We start from the raw sequence: 12,221 nt of genomic DNA on the forward strand, positions 1-12,221 counted from the left end.
GTTCGGGCGCTAACTAAGCCAGCGCTTCGCTGGCCGTCGCCGCACGGGCGCGCAGCCAGTTGATGCTCGCGAACAGGAGCACGGCGAACACGATCAGCATCGTTGCGACGGCGAGAATCGACGGATCGATGGAATCACGGATGCCGCTCCACATCTGCCGGGGCACGGTCTTCTGCTCGGGACCGCCGATGAACAGGATCACGATGACTTCATCGAACGAAGTAGCGAACGCGAACACGCTGCCCGTGGCCACTGCGGGCGTGATGAGCGGCAGCGTCACGCGCCTGAACGCGGTCCACGGCTTTGCACCTAGCCCCGACGCCGCGCGCAACAAGCTCTGATCGAACGATAGCAGCGACGCCGTCACCGTGATGACCACGAACGGCGTGCCGAGCGCCGCATGGGCAAGCACCACGCCGGGATACGAGTTGACGAGACCGAGCGGCGCAAAGATGAGATAGAAGCCCGCCGCGACGACGACGATCGGCACGATCATCGGCGAAATGATGATCGGCATAATGACCGAGCGTAGCGGAAACTGCGCGCGTGAAAGGCCGAGCGCGGCAAGCGTGCCGAGACACGTTGCGATCAGCGTGGAAGCGGCGCCGATGCCGATGCTGTTGAGCAGCGCGCGCTGCCAGTCCGCGCTCGTGAGCGCCTGTTGATACCAGCGCAACGAAAAGCCCTGCAACGGGTATGAGAAATACGAGCCTGAGTTGAACGAGAGCGGGATGATCGCGAGGATCGGCGCGATCAGGAAGAACAGCACCAGCGCGGTATGCAAGCGCACCCAGCGCGCGGCGATGCGTTCGGTCAGCACCGTGTTGCGTTTGTCTTGCATGAACGTTCCTTCGAATGCGAGTGCCTCAGCCGAAGCGCAGACGGTCGATGCCCACGATGCGGTTGAACAGGAAATAGAAGATCGCCGTGAAGATCACGAGGTACGCAGACAGCGCGCCCGCGAGGCCCCAGTTGAGTTGCGTGTTGGTCTGGATCGCGATGAGCTGACTGATCATCTCGTCGCCTGCACCGCCGAGCAGCGCGGGCGTGATGTAGTAACCGAGCGCGAGCACGAATACGAGGAAGCAACCCGCGCCAACGCCGGGCAGTGTCTGCGGCACGTACACGCGCATGAAAGCCGTGAACGGATGCGCCCCGAGCGATTTCGCCGCGCGCACGTAGACGGGGGAAACGCTCTTCATCACCGAGTAGATCGCGAGGATCATGTACGGCAAGAGCACGTGTGTCATGCCGATCAGCACGCCGGTGCGATTGAAGATGAGCGGCACCGGATGCGTCGCGATGCCGAGCCCCGTCAATACGCTATTGATGACGCCGCCCGGTTGCAAGAGCACGTACCATGCGGTCGTGCGCACGAGCAGGGACGTCCAGAACGGCACGATCACGAACAGCATCAGGCGGTTGCTGCTTTTCGCGGGCAGATTCGCGAGCAGCCACGCAACGGGATAGCCGAGCACGAGGCATAGCAGCGTGACCGTTGCGCTGATGGAGATGGTGCGCGTGAACGCATCGCGATACACCGCCGCATTCGACGGCACCGATGCGATCGCGCCTTGCGGCGTGACTTCGGCGTCGACGGCGGCGAGCAAATAATCCGGCGTCGGCGATGCAGCCGCACGTTTGAGCAAGCGCCATATTTCGGGCGAGTTCCATCGCTCGTCCATGCCGATCAATGCGGGCTTCCACGCGGGCGGGGCATCGTCGCGAATGCTGCGAGCCGTGCGCATCAGGAGGCTGCGAAACTCGGGCTGCGCGAAGTTGAGGCGACGCGCCACATTGCCGAGCTGTCCGCTCTCGCGTGCCTGCGCGAGGCCCGACGCGAGCAATGCGAACGTCCGCTCGTCCGGCACGCCGTGACCGTCCCACGCATCGAGGGCGCGCGCGAGCGCGGGCATGCTGTCGGGCACTTCGTGATTCTGCACGCTGCGTGCGAGCAGCAGCGCAATCGGCGCGATGAATGTCGACAGCAGGAACACGATCAACGGCAACGCAAGCATCAACGCCTGCATGGATGCGCGCCGTTGCGCCTTCTGATAGGACGCACGGCCCGCGGCTCCGGTCGGAGCGCCCTGGGCCGATGCGTGCAGGTGGGTGGTCACGGTCAAGATGGACTCTCGTTCTGCAGGGGCGTTACTGCGTCAGCCACGCCTGGAAGCGCTTGTTGATCGCATCCGCGTTGTCGGCCCAGAAGCTCGCGTTGACCTGCACCGCGCGCTTGAAGTTGTCGGGCGCAGTGGGGAGATCGGCCAGACGCTGCTTGTCGACGAGCGGGATTGCGTCCTTGCGCGGCGGCGCATACGCAATGTACTTCGAGAGATCGGCCGACGCCTTCGGCTGTGCCTGCGATACGATGAACTTCGCGGCCGTATCCGCATGCTTGGCGCCGGCGGGAATGCCCCACCATTCGAAGTCGTAGAGCTGCCCGTCCCATACCGCCTTGAACGGCTTCTGGTCGCGCTTGACGGCATCGTCGATGCGGCCGTTATAGGCCTGCACCATCACGACAGCACCGTCCGCGAGAAGCTGCGGCGCTTGCGCCCCCGACTCCCACCACACGATATTCTTCTTGATCGTATCCAGCTTCTTGAACGCGCGATCGACGCCGACGGGCGTGCCGAGCACCTTGTACACGTCCTTGGGATCGACGCCATCGGCGATCAGCGCCCATTCCATCGCCACCTTCGGCGACTTGCGCAGCCCACGCTTGCCGGGGAATTTCTGCAAGTCGAAGAAGTCGTTGACGGTGGCCGGCGCGGTCTTGAGCTTGCTCGTGTCGTAGGCATAGACGGTGGACCACACCATGCTCGCGACCGCGCAATCCGTGATGGAGCCGGGAATGAAATCGCTCGTCTTGCCAAGCGAATTCTTGTCGATCTTCTTGAGCAAGCCTTCATCGCACGCGGTGATGGCGTCGTTGCTTTCGAGGTCCATCAGGTCCCATGTCGTGTTCTTCGCCTGTTCCATGGCCGACAGTTTGGCGAGACCGCCGTCATACGATTCGGTCGAGAACGTGACGCCCGTCGATTGCGTGAACGGATCGAACCAGGCCTTCTTTGCAGCGGCTTCGAAAGCGCCGCCAAAGGTCACGACGGACAGCGTTTCTGCTGCTTGCGTCGTGACGGTGGCAAATGCGAGTACGGCGAGTGCGGCGCATTGTGCTTTGATATGAGTGCGCATGTCAGTTGGCTCCTGCTGGTGCGGTCGTGATGATGGAAGGTGATGGCGCGGTGGGGGATTGGATGGCAGGCGCGCTGCGTGGCGCGGCTGCCGCGAGAATCTTGCAGTCGTCGTGCCGCCAGGCGACTTGAGTTACATCGCCGGGTGCGGGCAGTGCATGCCGTTGCGTGTTCGGCACCTTGACGACGATCGCATCGCGCGAACCCAGCGTCAGATGCACGCGATGATGATCGCCGCAGTACACGAGCTCGTCGACGCGTGCGCGCACGACGTTGCAGTGCTGATCCACATGCGTGCCCTCGGCATCCGGAATATGGGCGCGTTCGGGGCGCAGTGCGAGCATGGCATCGTCGCCGGCGCGCAGGCCGTGCTCGTAGCGGCCGCGAATCGTGCTGCCGTCCGATAACGCGAGCGTGGCCCATGGTTCATCGACACCGACCACGCGACCGGTCAGTCCGTTGTTCTCGCCGACGAAGTTCGCGACGAAGGCGTTCTGCGCGTTTTCATAAAGTTCGCTGGGCGTCGCGGCTTGCTGAATGCGGCCATCGGAGAACACGGCGACGCGGTCGGACATCGTGAGGGCTTCGGCCTGATCGTGCGTCACATAGACGATGGTCAGCGACAGTTCGCGATGCAGCCGCATGATTTCGTATTGCATCGTTTCGCGCAGGCGCTTGTCGAGCGCGCCGAGCGGTTCATCCATCAGCACGACGCTCGGTTCGAACACGAGCGCACGCGCCAGCGCGACGCGCTGCTGCTGTCCACCCGACAATTGCGAGGGACGGCGATTCGCGAGGTGCGGCAGTTCGATCATCTCGAGCGCGCGCTTCACGCGCGCCTTCTGCTCGGCGCGGTTGATGCGCCGCACGGAAAGCGGGAACGCGACGTTCTCGGCAATCGTCAGATGGGGAAACAGTGCGTAGTTTTGAAACACCATGCCGATATCGCGCTGATGCGGCGGCTTGTCGTCGAGCCGCTTGCCGTCCAGACGAATCTCGCCATGTGTGGGCGATTCGAATCCCGCCAGCATCATCAGCGTGGTCGTCTTGCCCGATCCCGACGGCCCGAGCAAGGACAGGAATTCTCCCTTGCGCACGTCGAGGTTCAGATCGTCGACGACATAGTTCGCGCCGTCATACGATTTGCTCACGCCCGAGAACGAGATGAAGGAAGGGTCTGACATCGTGATTGCGTCCTGTCTTTGATGCGATATTCAATGCGCGCCGATCTTGCCTGCCAGATAGCGCGCGAAGTCGTAATTGGGCCGTTCGAGATGACTCAATTGCCCTGGCCTCGCAAGGGGTGCATGCACGCCGCGAAACACGGCTTCGACGCCGCGCCTGTCTTCGGCGTTGACCTCATCGAGCAATTGCTTGAGCGTCGCCATATGGGCATTGGCTTCGGGATCGGCAATGAATTCAGGCGCGAGCCCGCCGCCAAAACGGATATGCACTTTCCCGACGCCTTGCGGCTGCAGCACGAGATACCAGAAATAACCGGGGGTGAGCGTGATCAGATGCGTCGGATAGATGGCAAGCAGCGCAGTTGTCTTGCGCCAGTGTCCGGTCAGCCGCGTGTTGGAAGGATGCGCGTTGCCGATGGGCAAGCTCGCCTCTTTGGTAATCCAGTGATAGTTGAACGCGGGATAGCCAGGCGGGCATTCCATTTCCTCGAGCCTTGAATGCGGTCCGACCGTCGCGCGATGAAGCATGGGCAAGTGGTAACTCTCCATGAAGTTTTCCGCGAGGATCTTCCAGTTGGTGTTCCACACGTGTTCTTCATGGAAAGTCTCGATGTAATTGGACATGCCGTATGCATCGATCAGCTCATTCAGCTTTGCGAGCTGCGTATGGACGGGCGGGGCGCTTTGATTGAGCGTTACGTAAATCCATCCTTGCCATTCCTCGCAGCGAATCTGCGGCAATTTATAGCTTTCCTTGCAGAACCCCGCTTGCCGGTCCATCAGCGGCGCGCCTTTCAATGCGCCATCGAGCGAGTAATTCCATGCGTGATACGGACAGACGATGCGGCGTACATTGCCCCGTCCCTCCAGCAGCACCGACATGCGATGCAGGCACACGTTCGACATGGCCTTCAATTGCATGTCTTCGTCGCGCAACACGACGATGGGCTGCTCGCCGATACGCGCCGTCAGATAGTCTCCGGCCGCTTTGAGCGCGCTTGCGCGGCCCACGCATTGCCATTCTTGCGCGAAGATGTCGCGCTCTTCCAGCGCGAGAAAGTCGGGGGACGTATAGACGCCCGGCGGCATCGCGTGCGCATCACCGAATGATCGTTCGCAACCGGTGCGCAGTTCATCGACGAGCGCTTGCAGTGTATTCGTGCCTGCCGGGTCAGCCATGAAGCCCTCCTTCTTTCATTGCATCGAGAGCGCGCCGACGCAAGGCTTCTGCATCGCGCTCCAACATGGTCATCAATCTATCAAGCCAAATTGCCAGCCAAAATATTGTTTTCGGATACAAAGCAAAGTTTTTGACTATGCAGGCGTGCAAAGTCAATGAGTTGCCGGCGCGTCTCAGGCCTCCAGACGCAAGCGCCGGATGTAGTTCTCACAGAACGACGCAAACCGGTGCACGACCTGCCGCGGCTTCATCGTGCGCGATTGCGCGATACCGAGTGTCGTCGCGTTGACACTGTCCTTGAAACGTTTAATCACGAACTCTTCGCCATCCACCGTGCGATTGGACTTGAGCGGAAAATTCAGCAGGCTATAGCCGAGTCCGTTGGCCACCATGCCGCGCACGACCTCGGGCTGCGAAGAGCGGAACGCCGGCACCGGGCGGCTGCCGACCGCATCGAAGAGGGCGGCGAAATACTCGCGGCTGTGCGGCAGATCGAGCATGACGTAAGGCTCCGGCAGCAGATCGGCAAGCGAGACCTTGCGCGCACGCGCGAGTCGATGTGTCCTCGGCAGGATGGCATAAGGCGGCAGCGAAAGCAGCGGCGTAAAGGCGATGTCTTCCGTCATGTCGAGGCTGTAGGTCAGCGCAATATCGAGTGAACCGTCCTGCAAGCCGCTCAACAGCGCATCCTGATGCGCCTCGACGGTTCGAAAGGATATGCCCGCGTGCTCGTCGGTGAAGCGGCTGATGAGGCCCGGCATGAGCGGCGGCGCGAGTGAAACCAGACAGCCCAGCGTGATCGCTCCCGTCATGCCGCCATCCAGTTCTTTCGCGGCCATCTGCAGTTCTTCCGCAATTTTCAGAAGATTGCGCGCTTGCCCGAGGAGATCGCGTCCCGCTTGCGTGAGCGACAGACCGCTTGCGTGATGGCGGATAAAAAGCTGCACGCCAAAGGACACTTCCAAATCCGCGAGCGCCGTCGAGATGGACGGCTGCGAGATGTGCAGCCGCTTGGCCGCAGCCGTAAATGACAATGCTTCGGCGGTGACGACGAAATAGCGCAACTGGCGCAGTGAGTAGCGCAAAGGGTGGCTTTCCATCACCGATGACTCCATGTTCGATCGGCTTCATTCTGCGGTGCTCAAAATTCCTTGCATAGGCAAATCCGATGCTCGGCATTTTTTTTATATATTTTTCGAATCCTCCCGGGGCGCGTAGATTGCCACGCATACGAATTTGCTTTTCCTAAGGGACTTAGCCATGACAGTGGAAACTACGTCGATCGATACGCTGGTGGTGGGCGGCGGTCAGGCCGGCATCGCGATGAGCGAGCACTTGAGCAAAGCGGGCGTTCCGCATCTCGTGCTCGAACGCGCCCGCATTGCCGAGCGCTGGCGCACAGGACGCTGGGATTCGCTCGTCGCCAACGGGCCGGCCTGGCACGACCGTTTCCCTAATCTCGAATTCGGCGAGTTCGACCCGAACGGTTTTGCGTCGAAGGATCAGGTCGCGGAGTACTTCGTCGCATACGCAAAGAAGTTCAATGCACCGATTCGCACGGGCGTCGAAGTCAAGAAAGTGGTGCGCAACTCAGGCCGTCCCGGCTTCACGGTCGAGACATCTGACGGCACGGTCGAAGCAAACCGAGTTGTCGTGGCGACGGGTCCGTTCCAGCGCCCTGTTATTCCGCCGATTGCGCCGCGGGACACGCAACTCACTCAAATTCACTCCGCCGACTATCGCAATCCACAGCAATTGCCTGAAGGCGCGGTGCTCGTCGTGGGCGCGGGCTCGTCGGGCGTTCAGATCGCCGATGAATTGCAGCGTGCAGGGAGGCATGTCTATTTGTCCGTGGGGCCGCATGATCGCCCGCCACGCGCGTATCGCGGACGCGACTTTTGCTGGTGGCTCGGCGTGCTCGGCGAATGGGATGCCGAAGTCATGCGGCCGGGCAAGGAGCACGTGACCATCGCCGTGAGCGGTGCGCGCGGCGGACATACCGTCGATTTCAGGCGTCTCGCGCATCAGGGCGTGACGCTCGTCGGACTCACGAAGTCATTCGATGATGGCATCGCCACGTTTCAGCTTGACCTTGCGGACAACATCCGGCGTGGCGACGAGAACTATCTCTCGCTACTGGACGCAGCCGACGCTTATGCTCAACGCAACGGGCTCGATCTTCCGCAAGAGCCGCACGCGCGCGATATTCCGTCCGATCCGCCGTGCGTGACGCAACCCATTCTCGAACTCGATCTGGCGCAGGCGAATGTCACGTCGATCATCTGGGCGACGGGCTATGCAGTCGACTTCGGCTGGCTGCAAGTGGACGCATTCGACGAGAAAGGAAAGCCGAAGCACCAGCGCGGGGTGTCGAAGGAGCCCGGCGTCTATTTTCTGGGCTTGCCGTGGCTCTCGCGGCGCGGTTCCGCGTTCATCTGGGGCGTGTGGCACGACGCGAAGCATATTGCCGATCACATCGTCACGCAGCGCAAGTATCTCGCTTACTACGATGCCCAAACGAACGAGCCGGGCGATGCACCCGCGCTGAAAGTCAGCGAAGCGATTTAACTGAGTCCCAAGAAAAGGTGTATTGATGAGCCAACCCACGCATACCCGTATCCGCATGTTCAATACGAAGGATACGTATCCCAATCAGACGCTCGATAACGATCTTTGCCAGGCCGTACGCGCGGGCAATACGGTCTATGTGCGAGGTCAGATCGGCACGGACTTCGAAGGCAATCTCGTTGGTCTCGGCGATCCGCGTGCGCAAGCCGAGCAGGCGATGAAGAATGTCAAGCAGTTGCTGGAAGAAGCGGGCAGCGATATGTCCCACATCGTCAAGACCACGACGTTCCTCACCGATGTGCGTTATCGCGAACCTGTGTATCGTGAAGTCGGGAAATGGCTAAAGGGCGTATTCCCCATTTCGACCGGACTCGTCGTCGTTGCATTGGGCCAGCCGGAATGGCTGATGGAAATCGATGTAATTGCGGTCATTCCCGATGGATGGACGCCGCCGTCCGCGTAAAGGAGCGTAGATGACATTCTCGATTGCCGGACGTTGCGAAAAGACGGGGCAGCTTGGCATTGCAATCAGTTCTTCGAGCATCGCGGTGGGTGCGCGGTGTCCTTGGCTGCGTGCGAACGTCGGTGCGGTAGCGACGCAGAACGTGACGCTGCCCGCGCTTGGCCCCATGATTCTCGATCATCTGAATGACCGCGAAATCGATCCTTCGGTTGCGCTGGATCGTGCGTTGGGAACAGACGCGTATAGCGATTATCGGCAAGTCACCGTGCTCGACGCGCGGGGCCGCACCGCGTTCTTTAGCGGCAAGCAGGCGCTCGGAATCAATCACGCGGTGGCGGGCAATCAATGCGTCGCGGCCGGCAATATGCTGACCAGCATCGAGGTGATAGAAGCGATGACGCCTGCATTCGAGCGCACATCGGGCGCGCTTGCGGACCGGCTGCTTGCCGCGATGCGCGCTGCCATGGAGATGGGCGGAGAGGCGGGGCCCGTGCATTCGGCTGCACTCAAGATCGTGGGCGAGCAGGTCTGGCCCATCGTGGATTTGCGCATCGACTGGGCCGATGACGACCCCATCGGCAAGCTCGCAGTTCTATGGCAAGCCTATGCGCCTCAGATGCAGGACTACATCACGCGCGCATTGAATCCGACCGCCGCGCCGAGCTATGGAGTGCCGGGCGATGAATGACTCGTCGAGCCGTGCGCTGCTCGAAAAACTCATCGGCTTTGCCACGGTCAGCCGCGATTCTAACCTCGAGATGATTGCGTTCATCCGCGATTTTCTGGAACAACATGGCGTCGAGAGTAAGTTGTTCTATAACGACGCTCGCACCAAGGCGAATCTCTTTGCGACCATCGGTCCGCACGATCGTGGCGGCATCGTGCTGTCGGGTCATACGGATGTCGTTCCGGTCGACGGACAGGCGTGGACGGTCGAACCATTTCGCATGAGCGAGCACGAAGGCCGTTTATACGGACGCGGCGCCGCCGATATGAAAGGCTTTATTGCGTCGGTGCTGGCAGCAGTGCCGCATTTCGCCGGACGTGACTTGCGCTTGCCCGTGCATCTCGCTTTCTCATACGATGAAGAAGTGGGCTGCCTGGGCGTACGTCCGATGCTCGCCGAACTCGAAAAACGGCCGCATAAGCCCTTGCTTTGCCTTATCGGCGAGCCGACCGAACTCAAGCCAGTACTCGGTCACAAAGGCAAGCTCGCGATGCGCTGTCATGTGAAGGGCGCGGCCTGTCATTCGGCGTATGCGCCGTATGGCGTCAATGCGATTCAATATGCGGCGCGGCTCATCAATCGTCTGGAGGTGATCGGCGAGCAGCTCGCGCATCCGCAGCATCATGACGAGCGATTCGATCCGCCATATTCGACTGTGCAGACCGGTGTGATCAGGGGTGGCCGGGCGCTGAACATCGTGCCCGAGGAATGCGAGTTCGACTTCGAAGTGCGCGCGCTGCCGGGCTTCGATGCGAACGAAGTCGCCCATCATCTGCAAGACTACGCCGAGGCGGAACTCGTTCCACGGATGCGCGCGGTGAAGCCCGATACCGGCATTCGTTTGCAGGCGCTATCTGCGTATCCGGGATTGGCGACATCGCCCGAAAGTGAAGCGGCGCGTCTTCTTGCGCAGCTTTGCGGATCGAATGAGTTCGGCACCGTGGCGTTCGGCACGGAAGGCGGTTTGTTCGATCAGGCGGGCATTCCTGCGGTTGTATGCGGGCCGGGCAGCATGGACCAGGGCCATAAGCCCGATGAGTTCGTGACCGTCGAACAACTCAATGCCTGCGATGCCATGTTGAAGCGCCTCGCGGATCATCTCGCCCAGTGAGTAATTGATACCGTCATTGATAAGCGAGCAGCCGCCCCAGTACGCCCGCCGATGGCCACAATAGCAAGGACAGCGCCGCCTGCACTCGTCCGCTGAACGGCGGCTGCTGGTCCCAGTCGACGAGCCGCCTCGACCAGATACGCCGAAACGCGAATGCATTGATGAGCCCGAGCACGATGCAGCACAGCTTCGCTTGCAGCAAGGCATTGCGATGCAGCGGGACCGCATCCGCACAGAAGAGCATTGCGCCGCTTGCGACCAGCAACACAAGACCCGTCGCCGCATACGGCGTGAGTGCGTCGGACACTGCGGCAACCGGGAAGCGCCGGCCAAATCCAAGCATACGCAGATCGAGTAACCCGATAGGCCCGATCAGGAGCGTCAGTCCAAGCAAATGAATGAGATTGACGAGGGGATACGCCCATGACGAACTGCGAATCCATAACGCAAATGCCGACCCTTCGATCGACGCCGCGAGCGTGGCCGCTGAGGTGGCCAGCTCCATTGCTAACGCAATTCGACTGTCTTGCCATCCAGCGTAATGCGTTCAGCGCGCAACTCATGCGTTCCATCCGAACGCGGATAGCCTTCGATGCTGACGACCTTGCCCGCCGCTAGCGAATCCTTCGGCAGACCACGCGACTCCATGCGGCTCACCGGAGCCAGCACGACATTCCATTGCGCGCCCTGATAGTCGATCGTCGCCTCCGCGTGCGGATTGCGATATTGAACATCGACTAGCGGGGCCTCGATCTTCACCGTCTTCGAGACGTCGTAGGAACTCCATCCGTGGTGCGCCGATGCCGTCGCGACGGCGAGTGCGGCAGCAGCGCCCATCAGTAAGTGTCGAATGCGCATGTCATCACCTTTGTCCCTGTCCGGGTGTGCGGCGCGCGATTCCGTCGATGTCTGGAACCCGGACGCATCCGATCACTATAGAAACATTCGACAGCATTTTGCAAGGTAGACAAGAATGCGTCGCGGGGGGAAAAGGGCGCTACGCATCATTTTTAGCGTGCTGTAACCGCTGGTAAGCAGCGGCGAAAAGCGCAATCACATCGCGCGATCGCGTGACCGTGCGCAACACCACAATGCGATGGTCCCTTTTTCAAGGGTCTTTCTTGCACAGGAGCGCACACGATGAACGTCACCAATCCACTCGCCACACACGCGCCGCAGGCAAGCGCATCGACTCTGCCTATCAAGCGCGGCCAGAACGCCACCACCGGCGCACGCGCCGCGACGTCACCGGCAGCGCCAGCCGAGCCTTCCAACCCCGCGCATCTCGAGACCACCATCGACACCACGGCCTGAGCGATTCATGCAAACGCGTTTCAAATCTGCGCTGCTGCTCGCGGTTGCCGCAGCATGCCCCTTCATGCTCGTCGCCTGAACGTCGTGCGAGCCGCCTTGATTGTTCGTGTAGGTGAGGCCCGCGTCGATGAGGCCGTATAGCGTCACGCTGCTTTGTGCATGCGCTGCGCTTGCAATCGTGCCGAGCGCGGTCAACGCCGTGAGCGTCTTGAACGCATTCGAGGCAATAAAGAATTTCTTCACTCTGTTTCTCCAGGATCGCTAGTGCGTCGGTCGACGCGCCGCTCGCATGCATGGGCGACGCGGACCGGCTCTCCGATCGATCTGTCGACGCATCGGAGCGCGGATTAAAGCACGGAGAATTGCGAAGAAATCGGCTAAGCGGTGTCGCGCGGGTTACGGAATATTGCGTAAGTATTGGTTAAGTATTGCGGGGCAAGTGCTGTGAAGGACGTAATTGCATGACGTGTGTTGAGT

12 protein-coding genes and 1 pseudogene are annotated in these 12,221 nt (G+C 60.9%); 4 read left to right on the forward strand and 9 right to left on the reverse strand.

What is annotated here, in order from left to right; all coding sequences use genetic code 11:
* Positions 1-13: 13 nt before the first annotated feature.
* The 6 genes from BG57_RS03765 to BG57_RS03790 form a co-directional block, all read right to left on the reverse strand.
* The gene (locus BG57_RS03765; RefSeq protein WP_035960245.1) at positions 14-841 is read right to left on the reverse strand and encodes an ABC transporter permease; all 828 of its coding nucleotides are present in this window, start codon (positions 839-841) and stop codon (positions 14-16) included.
* A gap of 25 nt (positions 842-866) precedes the next feature.
* On the reverse strand, positions 867-2,108 hold the full coding sequence (locus BG57_RS03770; RefSeq protein ID WP_035960462.1) for an ABC transporter permease: 1,242 nt from the start codon (positions 2,106-2,108) through the stop codon (positions 867-869).
* 43 nt (positions 2,109-2,151) lie between these two features.
* Positions 2,152-3,198, reverse strand: a complete 1,047-nt coding sequence (locus BG57_RS03775) for an ABC transporter substrate-binding protein (protein ID WP_035960246.1) — start codon at positions 3,196-3,198, stop codon at positions 2,152-2,154.
* A 1-nt stretch (position 3,199) separates the two neighbouring features.
* Complete coding sequence (locus BG57_RS03780) at positions 3,200-4,381, reverse strand: ABC transporter ATP-binding protein (protein WP_035960248.1); 1,182 nt, start codon at positions 4,379-4,381, stop codon at positions 3,200-3,202.
* A gap of 30 nt (positions 4,382-4,411) precedes the next feature.
* The gene (locus BG57_RS03785; RefSeq protein WP_035960249.1) at positions 4,412-5,560 is read right to left on the reverse strand and encodes an SRPBCC family protein; all 1,149 of its coding nucleotides are present in this window, start codon (positions 5,558-5,560) and stop codon (positions 4,412-4,414) included.
* 174 nt (positions 5,561-5,734) lie between these two features.
* Positions 5,735-6,661 (reverse strand): LysR family transcriptional regulator, encoded by a 927-nt coding sequence (locus BG57_RS03790; protein ID WP_035960464.1) that lies wholly within the window; start codon positions 6,659-6,661, stop codon positions 5,735-5,737.
* 160 nt (positions 6,662-6,821) lie between these two features.
* On the opposite strand from BG57_RS03790, the gene BG57_RS03795 reads away from it, so the two are divergent.
* The 4 genes from BG57_RS03795 to argE are packed head-to-tail and all read left to right on the forward strand — an operon-like array spanning position 6,822 to position 10,430.
* Entirely contained in the window at positions 6,822-8,129 is a 1,308-nt protein-coding gene (locus BG57_RS03795; RefSeq protein WP_052005610.1) for a flavin-containing monooxygenase, read from the forward strand.
* A gap of 25 nt (positions 8,130-8,154) precedes the next feature.
* Positions 8,155-8,592: a RidA family protein gene (locus tag BG57_RS03800; RefSeq protein ID WP_035960252.1), complete on the forward strand. Its 438-nt coding sequence runs from the start codon at positions 8,155-8,157 to the stop codon at positions 8,590-8,592.
* A 10-nt stretch (positions 8,593-8,602) separates the two neighbouring features.
* Complete coding sequence (locus BG57_RS03805; RefSeq protein ID WP_035960254.1) at positions 8,603-9,280, forward strand: DUF1028 domain-containing protein; 678 nt, start codon at positions 8,603-8,605, stop codon at positions 9,278-9,280.
* On the forward strand, positions 9,273-10,430 hold the full coding sequence (argE, locus tag BG57_RS03810; protein WP_035960256.1) for an acetylornithine deacetylase: 1,158 nt from the start codon (positions 9,273-9,275) through the stop codon (positions 10,428-10,430). Before BG57_RS03805 ends, argE begins: the two co-directional genes overlap by 8 nt.
* Positions 10,431-10,443: 13 nt before the next feature.
* Here argE and BG57_RS03815 read toward each other — a convergent pair whose 3' ends face one another.
* The 3 genes and pseudogenes from BG57_RS03815 to BG57_RS34280 form a co-directional block, all read right to left on the reverse strand.
* Complete coding sequence (locus BG57_RS03815) at positions 10,444-10,935, reverse strand: DUF6644 family protein (RefSeq protein ID WP_035960257.1); 492 nt, start codon at positions 10,933-10,935, stop codon at positions 10,444-10,446.
* 2 nt (positions 10,936-10,937) lie between these two features.
* Positions 10,938-11,288, reverse strand: a complete 351-nt coding sequence (locus BG57_RS03820) for a DUF6152 family protein (protein ID WP_035960258.1) — start codon at positions 11,286-11,288, stop codon at positions 10,938-10,940.
* 542 nt (positions 11,289-11,830) lie between these two features.
* Positions 11,831-11,939, reverse strand: a pseudogene (locus BG57_RS34280) (porin); the annotation flags it as partial.
* Between the last annotated feature and the right edge of the window lie 282 nt (positions 11,940-12,221).

The organism is Caballeronia grimmiae (assembly GCF_000698555.1).
GTDB lineage: Bacteria > Pseudomonadota > Gammaproteobacteria > Burkholderiales > Burkholderiaceae > Caballeronia > Caballeronia grimmiae.

What these genes read in the sequence shown, in the direction of transcription:
- BG57_RS03765 (WP_035960245.1), bottom strand. Translation starts at nt 841, where the DNA reads ATGCAAGACAAACGCAACACGGTGCTGACCGAACGCATCGCCGCGCGC.
- BG57_RS03775 (WP_035960246.1), bottom strand. Translation starts at nt 3,198, where the DNA reads ATGCGCACTCATATCAAAGCACAATGCGCCGCACTCGCCGTACTCGCA.
- BG57_RS03780 (WP_035960248.1), bottom strand. Translation starts at nt 4,381, where the DNA reads ATGTCAGACCCTTCCTTCATCTCGTTCTCGGGCGTGAGCAAATCGTAT.
- BG57_RS03785 (WP_035960249.1), bottom strand. Translation starts at nt 5,560, where the DNA reads ATGGCTGACCCGGCAGGCACGAATACACTGCAAGCGCTCGTCGATGAA.
- BG57_RS03790 (WP_035960464.1), bottom strand. Translation starts at nt 6,661, where the DNA reads ATGGAAAGCCACCCTTTGCGCTACTCACTGCGCCAGTTGCGCTATTTC.
- BG57_RS03795 (WP_052005610.1), top strand. Translation starts at nt 6,822, where the DNA reads ATGACAGTGGAAACTACGTCGATCGATACGCTGGTGGTGGGCGGCGGT.
- BG57_RS03800 (WP_035960252.1), top strand. Translation starts at nt 8,155, where the DNA reads ATGAGCCAACCCACGCATACCCGTATCCGCATGTTCAATACGAAGGAT.
- BG57_RS03805 (WP_035960254.1), top strand. Translation starts at nt 8,603, where the DNA reads ATGACATTCTCGATTGCCGGACGTTGCGAAAAGACGGGGCAGCTTGGC.
- argE (WP_035960256.1), top strand. Translation starts at nt 9,273, where the DNA reads ATGAATGACTCGTCGAGCCGTGCGCTGCTCGAAAAACTCATCGGCTTT.
- BG57_RS03815 (WP_035960257.1), bottom strand. Translation starts at nt 10,935, where the DNA reads ATGGAGCTGGCCACCTCAGCGGCCACGCTCGCGGCGTCGATCGAAGGG.
- BG57_RS03820 (WP_035960258.1), bottom strand. Translation starts at nt 11,288, where the DNA reads ATGCGCATTCGACACTTACTGATGGGCGCTGCTGCCGCACTCGCCGTC.